This is a genomic window from Bacillus sp. JJ1532 (assembly GCF_036965085.1).
Lineage (GTDB): Bacteria > Bacillota > Bacilli > Bacillales > Cytobacillaceae > Cytobacillus.
In genome coordinates, this window is the sequence record NZ_JBALOW010000045.1 from 284,098 (window position 1) to 304,603 (window position 20,506).

General features: G+C 36.2%; 25 protein-coding genes. 9 read left to right on the forward strand and 16 right to left on the reverse strand.

Features of this window, described 5'->3' with window-relative positions; translation table 11 throughout:
* Nucleotides 1-20: 20 nt before the first annotated feature.
* On the reverse strand, nucleotides 21-1,085 hold the full coding sequence (locus tag V7122_RS16820) for a class I SAM-dependent methyltransferase (protein WP_335353961.1): 1,065 nt from the start codon (nucleotides 1,083-1,085) through the stop codon (nucleotides 21-23).
* A gap of 175 nt (nucleotides 1,086-1,260) precedes the next feature.
* Nucleotides 1,261-1,896, reverse strand: a complete 636-nt coding sequence (locus V7122_RS16825; RefSeq protein ID WP_335527684.1) for an MBL fold metallo-hydrolase — start codon at nucleotides 1,894-1,896, stop codon at nucleotides 1,261-1,263.
* Nucleotides 1,897-2,009: 113 nt separating this feature from the next.
* Between V7122_RS16825 and V7122_RS16830 the strand changes: the two genes are divergently transcribed.
* Nucleotides 2,010-2,501: a hypothetical protein gene (locus V7122_RS16830; protein ID WP_335527686.1), complete on the forward strand. Its 492-nt coding sequence runs from the start codon at nucleotides 2,010-2,012 to the stop codon at nucleotides 2,499-2,501.
* A 107-nt stretch (nucleotides 2,502-2,608) separates the two neighbouring features.
* Nucleotides 2,609-2,782, forward strand: coding sequence for a DUF2759 domain-containing protein (locus tag V7122_RS16835; RefSeq protein WP_335346701.1), 174 nt, complete (start codon nucleotides 2,609-2,611; stop codon nucleotides 2,780-2,782).
* A 54-nt stretch (nucleotides 2,783-2,836) separates the two neighbouring features.
* Here the strand turns inward: V7122_RS16835 and V7122_RS16840 are convergent, their stop codons facing one another.
* The 11 genes from V7122_RS16840 to V7122_RS16890 all read right to left on the reverse strand — a co-directional run bounded on the left by V7122_RS16840 (nucleotide 2,837) and on the right by V7122_RS16890 (nucleotide 13,914).
* Nucleotides 2,837-3,982, reverse strand: coding sequence for a hypothetical protein (locus tag V7122_RS16840; protein ID WP_335527689.1), 1,146 nt, complete (start codon nucleotides 3,980-3,982; stop codon nucleotides 2,837-2,839).
* Between the two features lie 115 nt (nucleotides 3,983-4,097).
* Nucleotides 4,098-5,285: a M14 family metallopeptidase gene (locus V7122_RS16845; RefSeq protein WP_335353958.1), complete on the reverse strand. Its 1,188-nt coding sequence runs from the start codon at nucleotides 5,283-5,285 to the stop codon at nucleotides 4,098-4,100.
* A gap of 102 nt (nucleotides 5,286-5,387) precedes the next feature.
* A complete protein-coding gene (locus V7122_RS16850) occupies nucleotides 5,388-7,289 on the reverse strand; it encodes an LTA synthase family protein (protein WP_335353969.1) in 1,902 nt (633 codons plus the stop codon).
* 373 nt (nucleotides 7,290-7,662) lie between these two features.
* Nucleotides 7,663-7,863, reverse strand: coding sequence for a YqgQ family protein (locus tag V7122_RS16855; RefSeq protein WP_335347797.1), 201 nt, complete (start codon nucleotides 7,861-7,863; stop codon nucleotides 7,663-7,665).
* A gap of 34 nt (nucleotides 7,864-7,897) precedes the next feature.
* Nucleotides 7,898-9,442, reverse strand: coding sequence for a rhomboid family intramembrane serine protease (locus V7122_RS16860; RefSeq protein ID WP_335527692.1), 1,545 nt, complete (start codon nucleotides 9,440-9,442; stop codon nucleotides 7,898-7,900).
* A 143-nt stretch (nucleotides 9,443-9,585) separates the two neighbouring features.
* Nucleotides 9,586-9,783, reverse strand: a complete 198-nt coding sequence (locus tag V7122_RS16865) for a hypothetical protein (protein ID WP_335527694.1) — start codon at nucleotides 9,781-9,783, stop codon at nucleotides 9,586-9,588.
* Between the two features lie 42 nt (nucleotides 9,784-9,825).
* Complete coding sequence (locus V7122_RS16870; RefSeq protein ID WP_335527697.1) at nucleotides 9,826-10,626, reverse strand: DUF92 domain-containing protein; 801 nt, start codon at nucleotides 10,624-10,626, stop codon at nucleotides 9,826-9,828.
* Entirely contained in the window at nucleotides 10,619-11,188 is a 570-nt protein-coding gene (locus tag V7122_RS16875) for a 5-formyltetrahydrofolate cyclo-ligase (protein ID WP_335527722.1), read from the reverse strand. The genes V7122_RS16870 and V7122_RS16875 overlap by 8 nt, the downstream gene beginning before the upstream one ends.
* Before the next feature lie 66 nt (nucleotides 11,189-11,254).
* Nucleotides 11,255-11,404 carry a 50S ribosomal protein L33 gene (gene rpmG, locus V7122_RS16880; RefSeq protein ID WP_057771568.1) on the reverse strand — a complete coding sequence of 50 codons (150 nt, stop codon included), beginning with the start codon at nucleotides 11,402-11,404 and terminating at the stop codon, nucleotides 11,255-11,257.
* Nucleotides 11,405-11,481: 77 nt separating this feature from the next.
* The gene (locus tag V7122_RS16885; protein ID WP_335353954.1) at nucleotides 11,482-12,123 is read right to left on the reverse strand and encodes a hypothetical protein; all 642 of its coding nucleotides are present in this window, start codon (nucleotides 12,121-12,123) and stop codon (nucleotides 11,482-11,484) included.
* A 33-nt stretch (nucleotides 12,124-12,156) separates the two neighbouring features.
* A complete protein-coding gene (locus V7122_RS16890; RefSeq protein WP_335527700.1) occupies nucleotides 12,157-13,914 on the reverse strand; it encodes a glycosyltransferase family 4 protein in 1,758 nt (585 codons plus the stop codon).
* Nucleotides 13,915-14,459: 545 nt separating this feature from the next.
* On the opposite strand from V7122_RS16890, the gene V7122_RS16895 reads away from it, so the two are divergent.
* Nucleotides 14,460-15,023, forward strand: coding sequence for a GNAT family N-acetyltransferase (locus V7122_RS16895; protein ID WP_335527703.1), 564 nt, complete (start codon nucleotides 14,460-14,462; stop codon nucleotides 15,021-15,023).
* Nucleotides 15,024-15,093: 70 nt separating this feature from the next.
* Here V7122_RS16895 and V7122_RS16900 read toward each other — a convergent pair whose 3' ends face one another.
* Nucleotides 15,094-15,252, reverse strand: coding sequence for a hypothetical protein (locus V7122_RS16900; RefSeq protein WP_335345504.1), 159 nt, complete (start codon nucleotides 15,250-15,252; stop codon nucleotides 15,094-15,096).
* A gap of 222 nt (nucleotides 15,253-15,474) precedes the next feature.
* Here V7122_RS16900 and V7122_RS16905 point away from each other — a divergent pair, with 222 nt between their 5' ends.
* A complete protein-coding gene (locus V7122_RS16905; RefSeq protein WP_335345505.1) occupies nucleotides 15,475-16,833 on the forward strand; it encodes an MATE family efflux transporter in 1,359 nt (452 codons plus the stop codon).
* Nucleotides 16,834-16,878: 45 nt separating this feature from the next.
* Here V7122_RS16905 and V7122_RS16910 read toward each other — a convergent pair whose 3' ends face one another.
* On the reverse strand, nucleotides 16,879-17,652 hold the full coding sequence (locus V7122_RS16910; protein WP_335345506.1) for an SDR family oxidoreductase: 774 nt from the start codon (nucleotides 17,650-17,652) through the stop codon (nucleotides 16,879-16,881).
* 170 nt (nucleotides 17,653-17,822) lie between these two features.
* Here V7122_RS16910 and V7122_RS16915 point away from each other — a divergent pair, with 170 nt between their 5' ends.
* Genes V7122_RS16915 through V7122_RS16935 form a run of 5 tightly spaced genes read left to right on the forward strand, consistent with a single transcriptional unit; the run spans nucleotide 17,823 to nucleotide 19,977 of the window.
* On the forward strand, nucleotides 17,823-18,065 hold the full coding sequence (locus tag V7122_RS16915; RefSeq protein WP_335345507.1) for a spore germination protein: 243 nt from the start codon (nucleotides 17,823-17,825) through the stop codon (nucleotides 18,063-18,065).
* A gap of 15 nt (nucleotides 18,066-18,080) precedes the next feature.
* Nucleotides 18,081-18,323, forward strand: a complete 243-nt coding sequence (locus tag V7122_RS16920; RefSeq protein WP_335345508.1) for a spore germination protein — start codon at nucleotides 18,081-18,083, stop codon at nucleotides 18,321-18,323.
* 56 nt (nucleotides 18,324-18,379) lie between these two features.
* The gene (locus V7122_RS16925) at nucleotides 18,380-18,862 is read left to right on the forward strand and encodes an Hsp20/alpha crystallin family protein (protein ID WP_335345509.1); all 483 of its coding nucleotides are present in this window, start codon (nucleotides 18,380-18,382) and stop codon (nucleotides 18,860-18,862) included.
* Between the two features lie 46 nt (nucleotides 18,863-18,908).
* Nucleotides 18,909-19,388, forward strand: coding sequence for an Hsp20/alpha crystallin family protein (locus V7122_RS16930; protein ID WP_335345510.1), 480 nt, complete (start codon nucleotides 18,909-18,911; stop codon nucleotides 19,386-19,388).
* 4 nt (nucleotides 19,389-19,392) lie between these two features.
* Complete coding sequence (locus V7122_RS16935) at nucleotides 19,393-19,977, forward strand: hypothetical protein (protein WP_335527708.1); 585 nt, start codon at nucleotides 19,393-19,395, stop codon at nucleotides 19,975-19,977.
* Nucleotides 19,978-20,040: 63 nt separating this feature from the next.
* On the opposite strand, the gene V7122_RS16940 is transcribed toward V7122_RS16935, so the two are convergent.
* Nucleotides 20,041-20,506: CAP domain-containing protein (locus V7122_RS16940; protein WP_335527713.1), on the reverse strand; the 466-nt coding region annotated here is incomplete at its 5' end.

Here is a 20,506-nt window from a genome sequence, read left to right on the forward strand (position 1 = left end):
CATCGCTTTTTTATTTTTTTCTATTCTATTCCTTTTTTCTGCAATATTACATGAAATGATCCGCTAATACTTGAAGGCATAATGAGACTCCGAATCGCTCGATTTCTTTTGCTTACTTCTGAAAAAGGGTCGGGGTCATAATGATTCTGCAATTCATCTAATAAACCTGTAGTTAATAAGAATTCATCCTGTCTCCATTTCTGCTGAAAAGCCAATCCTAACTGATTCCCAATTCGGATAAGAGAATCAAAATGAACATGACTTGTAATATCCATCTCTCCTGGATGCATGAGTACATGATTAAATTGCTGATGCTGATAATATCCTCGAAGACTGCCATCTCTTCTTCCTAGCTCCTGCCATTCTTCGTTCGTATAACCGTAGTCAACAGTGAGAACCAATCCTTTTGTAAGCGCATTGGCTATGTTACTGATAACCTCCTCCATTAATAAAGGAATTTCAATTCTTTGTTTATTATTTAATTTTAATCCGCTGCTCTTAATAAAGGTCATTATCTTCTCATTTTCCAATGGTACAGCTATTTCAACTAACTGATCATTGTTTAGGCCAATCATCAGCTCCATCAATTGTCCATTATGGTTTTCGATAACATGAACAGGAAGAGCATCAAACAATTCATTTGAAAAGATTAAACCCTCAAATGGATTGATTTCGTCTAAACCTTCAATTTGTTTCACGTAATCGTTAAAGTGCAGTACTTTTTGCTGCACCTTTCGATGATACGGACTTGCTTCTAAAATATAATAACGAATCGGGACCGATGAAAGGTGATTCCATTCATCAATAAATGCTTTTGCAAAGCGGCCAGTACCTGCTCCAATCTCACATATAGCCGGAGCAAGCTTCAATTGATTCATTTGCTTATAATACCATTTCGCTATGGATTTGCCGTAAAAATCTGATATATTGCTTGAGGTGATGAAGTCCCCTTTGCGGCCAATCTTCTCCTTTTCTCTCATATAATAGCCGTACTCGGGGTGATAAAGTGCCACTTCCATATATTCCGCATATGTAATCCTTTTGAATGGGTGGTTCGATATAAACTCTTTTAAAAAATTTATCATAAAAACTCCTTTTTTAAGTTAACACTATTGACACGATGAAAACTTTATTATATTGTAAATTAAGTAGCTTAACTATATCCCCTCCCATTATATGAATAGAACATCCCCCAGAAAAGCCCTTCTCATTTGAGAAGGGCTTTTCTATTTCATAGCCGCCTTTTCCACATTTCAAATGTTAAAAGCCATTTAAAAATGGGTTTGTATCCATCTCTTGTCCGATTGTAGTGGCAGGTCCATGTCCTGGAAGAACGATCGTTTCTTCTGGCAACCCTAATAATTTATTATGTATGCTATTTAATAGCTGCTGATGATTTCCGCCAGGCAGGTCTGTCCGCCCAATGCTTCCATAAAACAATGCGTCACCTGCAACGACTAAGCCTGAATCCTTGATATAAATGGAAATACTCCCTGGTGAATGTCCTGGAGTTTCATAAATTTGGAGGGTAAAATCCCCAATCCTGATCTCTTGTTCATTATTGATAATAATATCTGCAGGCTTGCAGCTAATATTCGGTATCATTTCATAACGCGAGGAACCATTTAATGCCGGATCAAGAAGCCAATCAGCCTCTTTTTCATGAATATATACCGGAATATTGTACTCCTCCCTAATATCATCAACTGCTCCAATATGGTCAAAGTGAGCGTGTGTCAGAATAATCGCAACCGGCTTTAAATTCGCTTTCTGAATATAGCTGCTCAGCTTATCACTTTCCTCGCCAGGATCGAAAATTAAGCAAATATTATTTTCCTTTGACAATATGTAGCAATTCGTTTGTAATGGACCTAGTGGAAGCTGATTCCATTCCAATACTAACACCTCCAAAAAGCTTAATTTAGCTCTATTCTACACTATATGGATTGAACTATTAAAGGAAACGGCCTTAAAATATATTTAAAGCAATCCTAACAAAGGAGAATAAAATGAACATATTTTATGCGGTTGAAGCAAATATTATTATGGAAGAAGTACCTAACTTTAAGGCTATTATCCTTAGTGACACTAATGTTTTTGATTTTATTGAAACTATATTTATATATGAATCAGAAAAGGATGCTGTTGAATCAAAGATTTTATTACTCGAAGCTGGGTTGTTTGAAAATCAGTTTGAGCTTATCCAATTAACCCCCGGAGTTATAGGAGACACCTTTACAGATTTCGGATTCATTACAAATTCTCATACATTTCTGCTAAAAGAAATGGTTTGTGGATTTTCAATATGCGGCGGTGCAAACGAAGCGATTCAAATGGCTCTATTTCAGCTTGAGGAGCATTTGATTTTTAATACTGAGAATGAAAAAGCGGCTATTTATTTCGTGGAACATCATTTAAAAGATTTAGTAAAGGGGATAGCCAATGCGTATGACATAGAAGTGTCATTTTTTGAACTCGACAAACAGAGGAAAAAAATATAAAATATAATATGAATGTAAAAATAAGTTACATACAGGTTTTTCGAACGAGTTTTTCTTAATTTCTAGGCATTTGCCTGCTGTTGATCATTAAAAGGGGGCTATTTATTATGGGACTAGTCATTATTTTTGCATTGGTTGCCGTTCTTGCAGCTTTTGGTACATTAAGTGCACTTAAGAACAAAAATGTTCTTGGTATCGTTTTCGGTGCTGGCTCATTTGTTTTTTTTGGCGGATTTGCTCTATTAACACTAATTAACAGTGGTTATCCTGCTGTACACTAATTTTTCAAAAAAGACTGTTCTTGTAATAAAAGGACAGTCTTTTTGATTCAACCATTAATAATCTTTTACTAACGGAATGTTTGTTTTTGTTTCTAAGTTAATCAGTTTTTCAAAATAAAACCCATACAAGCATTTATCTCCGCTTGGAGCACAGCTTAATGGCTCATTCTTCATGTTATCTATGATAACCTTTTTATCTCCATTTACGATATCAAACGAAATAAGCTGGAATCCATTAGTATACGTATCCGCATCTGTACTGAAAAGAGGCTGTAATGAAATAAAACGATGATTTTGGTCAAAGTCAAAGTAAGGAACAAGCCAGTCTGAAAAACGTGTTAAATGTGGTACAGAAATGGAAGCAAGCCTCTCAAGTTCCTTTGAAAAAAAGGTGTATTCTGCTTCATTGCTATTTTCTGAATTCACCGTTATGGTCATCAATAGATCTTTTATTGTCTTTATATAATATATTTCATTAAGCAAAAATTTTTCATTCGGCTCATTTATGTTTCTTTTGACGAGAGGAGCAAAGAGAGAGAGATCATTTTGACTCCAGTTTAAGTAAATTATTTCATCTTTAGCAAACCAATATACGAATGGCTCCTTATTTTCAATCTCATCCAATGTCTTATCCTTTATTGATAGCAAGTATATTGAATAATCCCATCCCTCCGTAAATGACGAAATAAGGATTTTGTCCTCATCATAAGGATTCCATTCGAAATGAATTTCAAATGCACTTATCCGTTTATTCAAAATTTCTTTTCCTTTCGTATCGACAATCGAAATGATCCCTTCATATGAATTTGGAGCGGAATGAATCAACACTTGATTGCCGGAAGGGCTAGCCATTACTGACGAAACAGGGGCCTCACTTTCCATTATCAAATGAGTTTCACCTGTAAAAATATTATAGGTGTATATATTTGTCCCAAGTTCCACATTTGTCATATAAATTATCGTATCATTATTTAGCCAACCATTTATTGAATTAAATTGTCCTTTTTGAATAGGAACAGGGGCTTGGACTTCATTTAACAAAAAAGAATGAGGAATCGCTGCCTTATGTAATGATTGACTATGCTTCTGGATTGGCTGTATCCCTGTTTCTTTCTCGGACTGACACCCAACTAATAAAAAAAGGAGGAAAAAACATAATAAATAAAACAATATGCCAGTGCTTTTAAATTTTTGTATCAAGTCCTCCCCCCCTTTTTTCCCTATAAGTAGTATTACGGAATATAATCTAAAATGTTTCATTATGGCTATTCTTTATTAAAAGGAAAAAGCCGAAAAACGGCTTTTATCATTCATTTTACATGTATAAGGCTGCTAGGTAAATACCAAGCACTTCTTCAAATATTTCATCAAATTGGGATAATGGCAAAGGATTTATTCCCTTTCCGAGCTCAATGGTAAAACCAGGACGGCGGAATTCTTTAATGAACCAATCTTTATAGCCTGCATAGCTTTCGATATATTGAACTGACCTATATCCGCTCACTCTAGCAAACTCTCTCGCCAATACACTTGATTCTGGGGGTTCCATTCCTTCATATCCCCAATAAAATTCCTCCCCTTGTGTATGAAAGGCAAGCGCACGGTTAAATTGTCTCGATCTTGTTAGTTCTGCCATCGCAATGGCCTCGGGCTCAGTTAATGGGGCACTACCCGGATAATCTCTAGGGGCTGGGGACTTTTCAGGGGACCTTTCCTTTTCGGTTTCCCATTTTGCAGGAAATTGATCATTTAAATCAACACCTCTAATATTTGCTTTCCAGCCGCTAAAATTTGAGCTTCCCCGATTGATTCCAATCACTCGCTCTCTTACATCCTCTGTAGGGCCATTTATCACTAAATTTACCCCATCCGCATTTACCATAGGTACAATGGAAATATCTACTGACTGGTATAAAGGCATCGTCTGGAGTCCTCTTATCGGTTTCACATTTGTTAAAGATAATAGGAAATGGTTCAATAAAGCCATTAAAATCCCCGAGGTAATCCATTCATTAGCATGAAAAGAAGCATTAAAATGAACTTTTTTTGTTCCTTTTCCTAATCGAATCTCTTGAATCGGCTTCCCAAGTACAGTGTTGCCTATTGTGTTTATCTTTATGAATGGATAGATGGTTTGTAAGCTTCGAATATCCTCAGTTAGAGCCTCAAAATTATAATTCCTTTTCCCATTGACAATGGGTGTTATCACCCTGGATGGGATTAGTATGGTTTCCCCTGCTTGAAGGTGGTTTGGGTTTGTTTTTGGATTCATTAGGAGTAATGCATCAACGGATAGATGTCTGGCCTGACTTAGCTTCCAAAAGGTATCCCCATTCTTTAGTTTATATGGAACTGCTTTAAATCCTGGAATCTGGATGTCCTGTCCTATGTTTAAGGAGTTTGGATTAATCGAAGGATTTGAATCCGTTAATAAATTCAGAGGGACCATGAAAAGGCGGCTATAATACCACAGTGTATCTCCAGCACGTACTTTAACTTTCATTTTATCTTCCTCCCTTATCCATTCATTTTTATGAATGTTTACAGAAAAAAATGCAAAGGGAACAAAAAAGCCCGCAATTATATGATTGCAGACTTTCTCTCTTTATTCGGCATTAATAAGTACTTCATTTTCATAAAGGTTTGAGCCCATAAGCTCTTTATCCTCATAGAATCTCAGCAAGTCACCATAAATAATCTTGTCGGAGTATTCGAGCTCATTTTTTGCTTTTTCTATATATGGTTCACAGGCGTTACTTTCAGTAGGCTCTCCTGTTTTCTTATCATAGCAAGTTTCACGTGTGTAAATATAATCTTTTGTAATAAAACTACCATCCCTCAGAACAGTAAATTCCAATTTATCCTTTGAGAATAAATCTGAACCAAAATCGATATTATTCTTCGTGTTAATGCCTAATAAATGAAGAATTGTAGGTTTGACATCAATTTGACCAGAGACAGTGGATAATGTTTTGCCCTTTTGTCCAGGAATGTGGATGATGAATGGCACTCTTTGGAGCTGTGTACTTACAAATGGTGTTACTTCCGTTCCCAAAAACTCACCCATTGTTTTATTATGGTTTTCCGAAATACCATAATGGTCTCCATAAAGAATGATGATCGAATCATCATACAAGCCCTCTTCTTTCAGCCTTTCAATAAATAACTTTAAAGCCTCATCAGTGTACCTAACAGTTGGAAAGTAATTATTAACTGTTTTATTATTTGACGTATACGGTTCAATAAATCGATCCTCTTCATCTATTTCAAATGGAAAGTGATTCGTTAACGTAATAAATTTTGCGTAAAACGGCTTCGGCATTTCCTTTAAATGCTGAATCGATTGTTCAAAGAAATCAATATCTTTCATTCCCCAGCCTACAGAGTTCTCTTCCGTAACTTCATAATCAGGCAGTGAGTAGAAACGGTCATATCCTAATGATTGATACATAATATCTCTGTTCCAAAAGCTCTTATTGTTCGCATGCAAAGATGCAGTGAAATAGCCATTATCGCTTAAAATATCAGGTGTCGCAGTATATTCATTCCCAGAATGTGTAAAGAATACAGCCCCACGGCTTAAAGGATAAAGGGAGTTCTCTACGATAAACTCCGAATCTGAAGTCTTGCCCTGGGCAGTTTGGTGATAAAAATTCTCAAAATAATAACTATCCTTAATAAATTGATTTAAAAACGGCGTGATTTCTTGCCCATTCACCTTTTCATTAATAACAAAACTTTGAGTTGATTCCATAGAAATTAATATGACATTTTTATTTTTTGCAATCCCAAACATTTCATCGTCCGGTTTTTTGTAGTTAGCATGGATATAGTTATCAATATCCACTAACTCACTGCCATCAGCCAATGCTCTTTGTGCAGATGACTTCGATTGAAGAAACATATCATAAATATGGTAATTATACGTTCCGATGTTTTTGACAAGCATTTCGCGGTCAAATGTACGGGTAAGCAGCTGAGGACGCTCCGTCTCAGAAAGTCCAAGATTAAAAAAAGCAATGGCAGCTGCAATTAAGAAAAACGCTCTTCGGTCGACTTTAGAAAACTCTTTGTACGAAATAAAAGCCGGTTTAAGGACGACAATTATTGCTAAAATAATAAAATCAGCAAAATACAGTATGTCAGTAAAGCTAAGCAATTCATTCACACTACTGCCGAGATCACTCATATTGCTAGTTTGAAAAAGGACGGGAATCGTTAAGAAGTCGTTAAAAAAACGATAAAAGACGACATTGGCAAACAATACCGCTGAAATAGCAAAACTTGAAATAAGTATATAGCGATTACGGTTCTTTTCTTTAAGAAATAAGCTAATCCCAAAGATAAAGAGTAGGAAACTCAATGGGTTGATGAATAAAATAAATTCTTGCTTCCAATTTTCTATTTTAATATCGAAGCTAGTTTTATAGGTAATGTACGTTTTTAGCCAAAGCAGCACAATCGCAATTCCAACAAGCGATATCTTTGACCATTTGAAATTCTTCATAGTCACTGTTACCCTCCCTGTTTTTTTGGAACAGATATGGAAATTTTTTTAATTTTTTTACAATTTTAGGATAGTGGTTTTAAATCAAACCTTATCTTAACTCTTTTTTTACATAAAATCAAATCAGGCTTAAACATATTTTTATATAATTGTAGACTTCTCTTTACCCAACATATTAGACGTTTTAAACCTCCAAAAGTTTCGTGTTTGTCCTTTTTTATAAAAATGATCAATTTGTCATAGTCCTTTGTTTTTATTAATTTTTGTTAACAAACCTGATCCATACTAAGGAAGTCCCATCATTCCTATAACTTAATAAAATAAAAAAAGCATTCGCAAAGGAACGAATACTTTTTCTTACAGTCATAAAAATTTAGTCCTTTTCTTTGAGATGCTGGATCTCATGTCTTAATAATAAAATCGCCATTTGATAATCTTTCGTTTCCATTAGCTGTGCTTGATAAAGTTCCATTATCTCCGCTTCCATCAGCTCCAAATCCGCTACCCTATCCCCTATATAAATAAATGTGCCAAATTTTTTCAGGAATTGCTGAATATCATAAATCGTTTTCATTCTTGTCCCTCATATCATAATAATTTCTGTCTATTTACTTTACTTGCTCTTTAATCTGCTGCAGCAATTTCTGATAATCCTGTTGATCAGGCATTAACTCAGCGGCAATATTAGCAAACTTTTGCGCTTCGTTGAAATTTTCCTCCTGAACATATAGGAGGGCTAAGTTATAATAAGCCTCATGAAAGTCTTTTCTTTGTTCTATCGCTAGGTGTAAATGCTCTTTTGCCTTTTGTATTTCGTTTGTTTTTATTTCTGCATAAGAGAGAAGGAAATAAACCTCTGCAGAAGCTGAATGATCATTAGCATAATTCTGAAGTATGTTTACAGTTTTATCATATTCCTCTGTTTTCATATATTCCTGTGCCATGACTAAGGCTGAATGTTCACTTAATACTCGTCCTGGCTCATTAAAGCCATACTTCAACAATCCTGTAATAGATACAATTGCAATAATTATAGAAACTCCTTGAATAAGCAGCCTTTTTTTCTTCGGAAAATGAACAATTCCAGTTGCCAAAAATCCACCGATTAATCCGCCAATATGTCCTGCATTATCGATGCTTGGCATCGTAAAGCCAAAGACAAGATTAATACCTAGAATAACGATAATATTTAAGCCCATCGTTCTAAAGAATAGCTTTGGATAAATAACGCCAAAATACAGCAAGGCTCCGAAGCAGCCAAAGATAGCACCACTTGCGCCTGCTGATAAGTTAGGACTGAAGACAAAGCTTAATAAAGAACCGAAAAATCCAGCAAGCAAATAGATGAAGAGAAAGCGGGCATTGCCATATATTCTTTCGACTGTCGTCCCTAAATAATAAAGCGCAAGTGTATTCATTAATAAATGGAGCAGCCCTATATGTAGAATAATAGGTGTAAAAAACCGCCACCATTCACCTTCGAGAATGAGCGGGTTAAACTTAGCACCATATTCAATAAGTGTAGATGTGTTCGTACTTCCACCCTTCCATTCCAACAAAAGAAACATAGCTACTTGAATAATCATAAATACATATGTAAAAAAAGGCTTTCCATATTGAAATAGGGCTTGTTCCTTCTTATGCCGATTAGATGCTTCCGATAACGCCGCAAGCTTCACTTCTTCAATATCACTCTCCGTATAGCCTTCTCTGTTAATCGATATTGAATGAATGCTTTGAAAAATACTGTTAAGCTTTGTTAAGCTTTCTTCATAATGGGACCGATCGAAAATGATCGAGGTTACCCTTGTTTTTTCTTTGTCTGCTTGAATAAATGGCTTTTCAATTCTAAATTCATAATCATCTACTGGCGGATAAGCGGAGATGTATAAATTAATGACATTCATTTCACCGCGCATAAGCTGCTTTCGAATTCTTTCTCCATTCATCGCAGTATGCTCAATGTCCTTCTGCATCCAATTGCTCCAATCTAAATTATACTTGAGCAATCTAATAACTTGAGCCTCTTTGTTCTCCAATTTTTCCAGCCATAATTCTTGATGCTGCTCAGCTAATTGAACAATGCGATAATTATGTTCCGAAATGAAATAATGGGCAAGCTTCCAGAACAAATAATCTTCTTGTAAATTCACCGGGGTTCCCCCTACTCTCTTTTTCAAGCTTACTTTTTTATATTAATGTAAATATGACATAGAGCCAAAAAACTGAACCTCATTTTTACTATAGGCAATAACTCCTGTAAACGCAAAAGAAAAAGACCTCAAAAGGTCTTTTTCTAATGTGTTTCAGCAGGTCCTGGCGGGAAGACCAATTTCATTAAACGATCTTTCACTCCCGGAAGTCCCATGATGGAATTGACGAAAATTCGGCGCAAAATAGCATTTCTAAATAATACATTCATCGCTCGGTACCGATTTTGAAAAATAAAATATCCGCTAACTCCAATTATGATGATTGATATTATACGACCCATATTCATCCCTCCTTATTCTAGTTTGAGATGAATATATAAATTTTATCCATTTATGGTACCAACTAATAAGAGGAAAAGTAATCCTAATAATGCAGCTAGAAAACCCGATGAAAAGTTCACAATATCATTATTCATCATAATTAGCCCTCTTTTGTAAATGGTTCTTTTCCCGCAATGGTTACTTGCCTCTACTTCAGCCCCGCATATTTTGCACTGATAGACTACTTGGATAAAAGCCCCAAACATCGTATCTATTATATTCCCAACAAATCCAAACACGAAAATAATCAGGAGTCCAGTAAATGAAATAGGAAATAAATAAAAACAAAGGATCGCCACCGAAAAAGACCCACACAGAGCAGCAAAGGTCCCAAGAACGCTAACGGCGCCCGAGGTACCTGCGTCAACCTGTCTCATTGAACGAATAAAAATAGGTGCCTGTTTGCTCGTAGAACCTATTTCAGACGCCCATGTATCAGAATTAGCCGCAGCAATAGAAATGGCAAATCCATAAAACCAGATTTCTTGAGGGTAAGCTAGATAAAGTATGCTAAAAAGAGCAGCCGTACCTCCATTCGCCACTACCTGTACCCAATCTCGGCGAGAGCCTTTTTCATGCTTCTGCTCAATTTTCACTTTGTTTCTTCTTTTGAATTTAGACCATAGACTGGAGCTGGCAAAAAAGAAACCGAGCACAAGCAAGCCTTTAACACCAAAGCCAAGTCCAATAATTAGGCCAGCTATAAACGCTGCTATACTCCCTGAACTGGTTAACACTCTAAAATAATATCCGCAAATGGCTGTAGCGGCTATAAATAGAAATAGAAAACCGGCGTCATTCATTTACACACTTAATCTTTTCGTCCGTAATAATTTTACTGACAGGGATATCATGGTCCTCAACTGGAAGTTTTGAAACAATTTGATCATGAAATGCAAGTGAAAGAGTGTGGCAATTATATTTTGTTAAGAACCGGTCATAATAGCCACCGCCAAATCCAAGTCTATAGCCATTCTCGGTAAAGGCTAAGCCAGGAACAATAATCAAATCTATTTCATTCGGCGATACTTCATCTGTTTCTGATTCGATGGGCTCTAGTAATCCATAGTAAACCGATTCTAATTGATCAAACCTATGTAATGTACGGAATACCATTTCCCTCGTTTTTGGCAGGCATTTCGGAACGACAATCCGCTTTCCCTGTTCCCAAGCCTTTCTAATAATTTGATATGTATCAACCTCTGGCTGCTTGGAAATAGTAACCCCAACGGTTGAAGCTTCCTTCCAATATTTATCCTGAAATAACTGATTGGCAATTTGATAAGAAAGTTGCTCATATACAGGTTTATTTATCGATGAAAGCCTATCAATTATTTTCTTTCGCAATATCTTTTTCTCTTCCATCATTCCAAAGCCCCCCATTTATGAATTTATAGCCAACAAAAAAAGCAGTAGGAATCACCCCACTGCTTATTTTGTCTCACGATGTGTAGTAGAACGCTTTTCTCTTGGGCAGTATTTTTTAAGCTCAAGACGATCTGGATTGTTTCTTTTATTTTTTTTAGAAATATAGTTACGATCTCCGCATTCTGTGCAAGCCAACGTAATATTCACACGCATGTAATTTCCCTCCAAACTATTGAAAGACTAGTTCGTTCATACGACCTTTTTATAATATCACTTTTTAAATGTAAATGCTAGTGTGTTTTTAAAAGAGACTCGTTTAATTTTATTAGCTCTGTCTCATTGTCCCCGCTAATTATCCATGATTTCCCTTCTATGGTTTGTTTCCCCTTGAAATGACAATCATAGAGAAATAAACTGACAGCATCGCCATTAGCCATCGGATTATATTGAAGTTTTCCTGTTGTAGGACAAGCCCAAATATGATCAGTAAAGACATTCCTAATAGATTGGATGGTGCTAGCCCTGAATGTTTTCCCTTGGCAATACCCATTGGCTAAATGCACTTGATGATTGTCTAAGTGGAAAACAACCTTCTCGGAAGGTGAAATAAATGAAAAATGCTCATGATCTTCGAAAAAATGATTGAATCTATTTCGGCTTTGATAATGCCTATTTTGAATAAGCAGCTTTACATGCAGCTGACGTTCACGAAAGTTGGTAATACTGACATTATACAATTGTAAAGCTGGGGAACCTTTCTCTTGTTGTAAGTGAACTGACAAACCTTCTTCTGCAATCATTGTTTCTACTCCTGGTGTCAGCCAATATGTCTTTCCATCAATCCAGATCCCAGGAATAACTTCTATCCCTTCTTTATTCGAAATTATGTTTTCCTCTGTAGCTTTTGGTTGAATCCAAGTTTTTATTTTCATATTCATTTCACCTCCGAATAAATTGTCAGCATATTAATCCTTTTCATTATTTAGATGAATAAGTAATTCTTCGTATACTTTAACTGTTTCTTCAGCTACTCTCTCCCAGCTAAAAATGGTCTCGACCCGTTTTTTTCCAGACAGTCCGATTTGCTCTGCATGGGATTCATTTTCTAACAAGTACTTAATTTGCTCGATTAAGCTGTCTGAACATCCCGGTTTCATGAGCATTCCTGATCTTTTATGCTGAACTATTTCTTTTAAGCCCCCTGTATTCGAAACAATTGTCGGCTTCCCCGCCTGCATTGCTTCTAGTGCAACGATTCCAAAGGGTTCATAGCGACTTGGAAAAACAGCCATTCTGCAGAGGTTGAGCAAAGCTATCCTTTGCTCATCCGATACATAGCCAACAAAGAAAAGCAGATTTTGCAGCTGCAATCTATCGACCATCCTCTGGTATTTATCAAGCAGAGGTCCTTTCCCGGCAACTATGAAATATACATCGGGAAATTGTCTTTGCATTTTTTGGGCTGCCTCTATTATTGTGTCAAATCCTTTTTCCTTAACGATGCGTCCAATCGAAAAGATCAGACGCTTATTTTTTTGAATAGGCATCACTTCTAAAGCCTTCAATCCGTCTTTCACATGCGTATTTGCTGCTGTTCCATTTGAGATTATATGAAGTTTCTTTTCGTTTCGTAAACGAAACACTTGATTAAGCTCTCGTTTCATATATTCACTGCAGACAATGACTGTATCCGCTTGAATAATTGATTGTTGTTCCTTCTCGTGAATAAATTTTTGAAGCTCTGTATGGATACCTTTGTTTCTTCCATATTCCGTTGCGTGAATAGTTGCAATTAACGGAATGCGAAGGGTATTTCTTAAGACAATAGCACTTGCTCCAACAAGCCAATCATGGGCGTGGATCAAGTTAAAGCGATATATTTTATCAATCTCCAATGCCTTATTCAGCATGGCTAAGTTTAATCCGCCTATCCAGCTAAGAAAATCTTCATCCTGTTGATTAAATGGGATTACACGATGTATCCGAACACGCTCATTCATTTCTTCCTCCGCCGCTTCATTTGGATTTGAAGTAATAACATGCACTTCATAGTCCATTGTTTGAAGACAGTCAGCAAGTCCTTGAACATGCCTTGATAAACCGCCAACAAGGTGGGGAGGATATTCCCATGATAGAATTAGAATTCTTCGTTTGGCATTTTTTTTAACCATTATACGTGAATTGTCTATTTCCCTAGACATTTTCTTTACATTTGAAAGCTCCAATTTTTTATCTTCATAGGCAACTGTTTGTTTATACTTATATTTTAAGGAAAAGTCCTCGTTCCTGTTATTTGGCACATAATACGAATAGGTGCTAACCAGCTTGGACCAAGGATAAGGTAGATCGGAAGGTTCAGTGCAAGCCCTACGAAGCTCACATTCGCTTTTTAGCGTATCGCTTGCAATGAGATTTGATCGAAGTATGGGAAAGAAATGATTACTTGATAGTTTGATCCCGACTTCTGCATTGTAACTTTGATGTTTCGTAAGCCCCTCAACTATTCTCTGTGATTGATTCCTCCCAATGATCATTTCTTGATCATATGCCTCTCTTCCTCTTATACCCTCTGCGGCATTATAAAGACGAATAGTCTTGGTCAATTTAGAGAAGGATCTGCTGAAATAACATTCCACAAGGTTTCTAATATGAAGAGGAATATCCCATGATGCATAACAAAGGCTGTTGGAAATTATTTTTAAATGAAAGTATCTTTCAGTCATGATGCACCTCATGCTCAATTGAGATAAAGTGAAACTTCAATCAGTGGGGTTTTCTATCATCCCCCACTGATTGTTAGTTGCGGCCCACAGGATGTGGGTCACACAGACGTTGCCACAGGACGTGGCGTTCTTAGTCTGTGTTCCTATAATCGGGCCTTTACGGGCTGTTGATCCCCCACTTAGAAATATTTGTTTTACTTAACTTTTTGAAGTAGGGGTCTTACAGCCCGTTAATCTGCGATAAAAAAATTGTAGGATTTTACTGTTGAAACTTGTTGAAAAAAATTCACAAAATACCTATTCCCTTTTTTATTTTTTTTTAGTATTATACGATAGTAAAATAGTTTTTTATAAATTTTGTAAGATAAATATTATATCGGAAACGATAGAATAGGGAAGGCAAATGGTGCGCCACCAGTCATACTGGTTCTAGTGGGTTCGATTCCCACCCCGAAATTTTTTAGCAACATACAAAAAATTTCGAGGGTGGACCGTAATCTCTATTTGGCATGGAGAAGGACTGTCCTCAAACTGGAGGGATAACCTTGCTCAAGAAACGTGATTTCCATGAATGCCATGATTTATATGATTTAATGACGCATCCAGATGTCTTCCCTTTTGTACGCCAAAAAGCCTATTCCTATGATGAATTTGTTTTTCTTACAAAGCAAACGATAGAGGCCGAAGAACGCGGTGAAATAATATCACGTACCATTCTTGATGAGTGGGGTGCTCCAATTGGGACAATTAACTTATTTGATTTCGAAGATAATGCAGGCTTTTTAGGTACTTGGCTAGGAAAACCTTATCATGGAAAGGGCTATAATAAATTAGCCAAGGATGCATTTTTCAACGAGCTCTTTTATGAAATAGGCATTGAAACAATTTTTATGCGGATTAGAAAAGAAAATATACGTTCACAAAAGGCAGCTGAAAAGCTTCCATATGTACTTCTTGCCAATGAATCAAGAAAATTGGTTTATGATCAGCTGAATGCGACTGGTATCGCTAATAATTTGTATGAGATTCCTAAAGATTTATATACATTTGAAGTTCTGCGGCATAGAACTTCATCAGGTCAAGAGTCAACACATTTAATGGAAGCATAATAGGAGCAAAAAGCCGATGGAGGGACCGTTGGCTTTTTGCTTTTTAATATAGCCAAATTCAATTTGTTGTTTAGTCTGTGATTGTTGAATCCATTTCATCAGATTTTTCACTTATACCCATTTGTCCCATTAGTTCTTCTAATTCTTCATTCGTGAGTGTTTCAAAACGACCATCTTGAAACATTACCTGTGTCTGATTAGGATTAATTCTATTTATATGAAAGCTCATATTTTTCCACTCCTTTATTATACCCAAGATTAAAGCATTTCTTTATTACATATATTTCGCAAAATGATCTTCTTTCATTCATGATTTTTAAAATTTCACATAATTGAAAAATCATTATACCAAACTAATGACACTTCACATTCCACAATGTTTTTAAGGTATTATTGATTAGGTATATGATATAATTTCTTTTTTGAACTAAAAATGGAAGAGGAATCAATAATGAATCAAACATTCACCAAAAAAGATAAATTAAAGCAATTGTTAACGATATTAATTCCGATTTTGATCACACAGCTTGCTATGTATTCTATGAGTTTTTTTGACACGATGATGTCAGGGCATTATAGTTCAAAGGATTTAGCAGGAGTCGCAATCGGTTCATCTCTTTGGATGCCTGTTTTTACGGGGCTAAGCGGGATTTTATTATCGATTACGCCTATTGTAGCGCAGCTCATTGGGGGGAGAAAAAAAGATAAAGTAGCCTTTTCTGTCCTTCAAGGGGTCTATCTTGCTGTGGTCATGTCCATTATTGTACTAATTTGTGGGGGTCTTGCACTTAACCCGATTCTTAATGCAATGAACCTAGAGGATATCGTGCATTTGAAGGCACATGGCTTTTTAGTAGCTTTAAGCTATGGGATGGTTCCACTATTCGTATACAGTGTACTCCGTTCATTTATCGATGCATTAGGGAAAACTCGTGTATCGATGTTTATAACTCTAATGGCCTTGCCAATTAATATCATTTTTAATTACTTGCTGATTTTTGGGAAACTGGGATTTCCTGAGCTTGGCGGTGTAGGATCAGGGTATGCAACGGCTATAACCTATTGGCTACTCTGCATTATTGCCTTTATAATCGTCCATAAAGCTGTTCCCTTTTCTTCATTTGGAATTTTTCGGAAGCTTCATGCTGTTTCTTTTGCTAAATGGAAGGAAATCCTTGTCATCGGAATTCCTATTGGCTTTGCTATCTTCTTTGAAACGAGTATATTTGCTGCGGTTACTTTGTTTATGAGTAAGTTTACTACGGCAACCATTGCTGCTCACCAAGCAGCATTAAATTTTGCATCCCTCCTTTATATGGTTCCACTAAGTGTTTCTATGGCCTTAACGATTGTTGTTGGTTTTGAAACTGGAGCTAAGCGATTTAAGGATGCGAAAGAATATAGCTGGATTGGTATATCCATTGCCGTAATTATGGCTACCATATGTGGAATATTATTATTTTTTACCCGTTCAGAGGTCGCTGGTATTTACTCAAATGACCCTGAAGTAATAAATCTTACCGCTCAATTCTTAATTTACGCAATATTTTTCCAGCTTTCGGATGCTATTCAAGCACCAGTACAAGGGGCTTTGAGGGGATATAAAGATGTCAATATTACCCTTATTATGACCTTAATTTCCTATTGGGTCATTGGTCTTCCTTTCGGCTATTTTCTGGCAAATTACACGAACTGGGGAGCATTCGGTTATTGGATTGGTTTAATTACCGGTTTAGCTGCTGGGGCAATCTGTTTATCTAGCAGGCTTGTGCTTATTCAAAGGAAACCACTTAAGCAACAAGGTGCATAATTTAGCTAAGATGGGGAACTCTCAGGTTCCCCATCTTTTTTTGAATTAATCTCTGAATGCCTTTCCTAAAACATCCTTTCCACCGGTTACGGAGATGATGCTTCCTGTGATAAAATCTGAATTTTTATCGATAAGAAACGAGATCACTCTTGCAATATCCTCTCCGGTTCCAGGTCTGCCAATTGGGGTGTCATAATTTACTACTTCTGCAGCTTGAATAATCTCTTTGTCCTTCCAATCCCCTGTGATATCACCAGGACAAACCATATTGGCTGTAATTTTATATTTTGCCTCTTCCAGTGCAATCGTTTTAGTTAATGAAGCAGCGCCACTTTTTGCGGCAGCAAATGCAGATCTGTAGATCCAGCCAGGTGCCGTCTCAACCCTGTCAAAGCCAATTGTGATAATTCGGCCCCACTCTTTTTCCCTCATTCCAGGCAACAACAATTTACTTAAATAAAATAAAGCATTTAAATTCCCGTTGATGATGTATTTCCATTCGCTAAAGGAATACTCGGTTAATACTTTCCTTTCATGCATATAGGGACCCGCATTATGGACTAATATATCGATACTTGAATACATGGACAAAGCCTCATCTATAACTTTTTGGCATTCTTCTAAATTTGCGATATCTCCGCCGATAGCGATATTTTTCGTTCCAAATTTTTTGGATAGTTCTTCGGCAAGTGAGACAGCTTCCACTTTGCTTGTTCGGTAATTGATTACAAGATGAACATCATTTTCAGCCAGCTGATAAGCTGTTCTTTTGCCAATGCCTGTTGCTCCCCCTGTTATTAAAGCTGTTTTTCCTCCCACAGAAATACCTCGCAATTCCATTTATTTTTAAACCTTCCTAATCAATATACTATTAAGAACAATAAGGATATGCAAATGAAATGAAATTCTAAACGTATTTATTTTATTAACGATTAGGCGGGTACCTGCATACCTTAAACCATACGAATGAAACTAAAGGAAGTGTAAAGATGCAAACAGTTATCAACATATTTAGCTTAAAGGTAAACAGTGTTGCTACTAACGGATCCATTACTATTGGAGAGGCATTTTACAATTCCCCAACTGCAAATACGAAATCACAGGGTCAGAATTCATCCTTTGGCGACTTTGCTCCACCGACTGCAGCGATGGAAAATGTATTTATTGATCCAGATTTAAATGATCAAGGGGACATTGCCTCTGTTTCTCCGGTCAATGCCAACCAAATTTAAGGATAGTGAACCATTATGCCATTTCAAATTAATATTTTTAATATAAAAACAAATGGAATTAACAATAATGGAGCCATTTCACTTGGTCCTACCATTCATAACAGCCATACTGCCAACTCAAAGTTTGTTGGTGCTAATATTGCTTTTGGTGATTTATCTCCTACTACATCGTTTTCTTCTAATGTTGTAGGCGATGTAGACGTTAGCGATCAAGATCAAATTGCTAACCCGTCTATTCCCATACAAAACCAAATATAACAGTTTGTTAAAGAAGGAAAGCATTTTAACTGCAGCTTCGAAAGGAGGATTGCTCCATGTTCCCCTGGAACCTATTCCCATTTAATAAAGATATGAAAAATATGATGAAACAGATGAAGCCGGATGAAATTGATAAATATGTCCAGAATATGATGAATCAAATGTTTCCGCAGGGAATGCAAGGGATGATGCAGCCACAAAGCTTCATGCCAGGCTTTCAAAACGATGCGAGGCAAAGCCCTCCATCATCTTCTTCTTCTTCTCTTCCTTCATCCGTTTTTGAGACTCATGATAATGTATTTGTAAGAATTCCTATAAAAAATGAACAATGGCTAAAAGACATGCGAATTTATCATACTTCCAATCAGATGATGATTGAGCATATACCTGAATTTGAGGATAAGAGCACCATCATACTACCAGCTCTTGTGAAGAAAAAAGGAGCTTCTGCGTATTTTAAAGACGGAATGCTTGAAATAAAAATACCGAAAAATGTTGATATGCAATATTCAGAAATTGATGTTACAGAAATCCTATAATCATGAAATGGGATGAAAGTCAAAGAAAATTGAAGGAGGAGATTCTGTGGATATTGAAAAATTGAAACAATGGCTAGAGTTAACAAAACAATATCAATCACAAGGATTTTGGAATGAAATTTTTGAAAATAACCAGGCCCAAGCTACAGAAGAACTAGCAACCAAATTTTTTTCAAATCAGGATATTTTCCCGCGTTGTGATGTATATGGAACTAACGAAAGCCTTATCGTTGAAGCAGAGCTTCCAGGCGTCGAAAAGGGTGATATTAAAGTATTTCTTCAGCAAAGTGAGCTTATTTTAAGGGGAGAATGTAAAACAGTTAGACCATCTATCAAGTATTATTTAAAGGAAAGACCGAATAGAACTTTTGAAAAAACGATAACAATACCTGCAGCCATTAATAAGCATGAAATCCAGACACAATTCGATAAGGGAGTTTTAACCATTATCCTTCCTTTTAATTATAGTGATAAGGAAAACATCCCTATAATGGTTGATCATGATGAATCAGCACCAATAGGTTAAAAAAATGAGGTTTTTTTATAAAAAGAGCAGACCAGTACCTCCTCTTAAAGAATCCCCTCCACCTCAAGTGGAACATCTTGAGCAGAAGAAAATAAATAATAAACTTATTGAACTCGAAAAGAAAATTGAACTATACCGAAGATTAAAAGGATCAGACGATATGAATAAAGTACAATCTAGAGTGAATGATTTAGAGGATAGATTGGAAAAAATCGAGCTAAAACATCGTCCAATCCAAGATGCCCATCTCAATAGAGAAAAGGATCAAGAACAACAGCGTACTCATAACTTTGAATTAACAATTGCTTTGCTAAACAATAAAATTCAGTTTTTAGAAGAAAAAGTCATTTTCCTAGAGAAACAAAATCAAAGAGAGTTGCATTCTCAAAGTCCTACCTTTATTGTTGATCATTTAAGTATCGAAAATATTTCTGTAGAAAAAATGGAATACGCCAATAATTTTGAGCAGCTTGGAATAAAGGAACTTTCAGGAAAATTAAGTATAGGAACAAGCTATGAGGGTCAAATTGATCCAAATAAATTGTCTGAAAAACTTGCGAAGCTAAAAGAGAAAGAGAAAAAGGAATGATTTGCTATAATAAATGAAAAAAAGAGCAGATTTTTAATCTGCTCTTTTTAACATGATTATATATTATTTTCCAATAAATTGTTGTGTCCAGTAGTTACCTTCTGCAACATATCCTACACCGATATGTGTAAAGCTAGCATTTAAGATGTTTTTACGGTGACCATCACTGTTCATCCATGCGTTAACAACTTCTTCAGGAGTACGTTGTCCCATAGCAATGTTTTCACCTGCTGAACGGTAAGTGATGCCGAATGACTTCATCATATCAAATGGTGATCCGTAAGTTGGGCTATTGTGATCAAAATAACCTTTATTTTTCATATCTAATGACTTTGCACGAGCAACTTTACTTAAGTTTACATCAAGCTGTAATGCTGGTACGCCATTTTTAGCGCGCTCTTGGTTTGTTAATTCAACCACTTTTTGCTCAAAAGCACTTACAGAAGAAGAAACAGGTGTTGTTGGAGCTTTAGCTGGTTGTTGTTGTACTGGCTTTTGCTGAACTGGTTTTTGTACCGGTTGTTGTTGT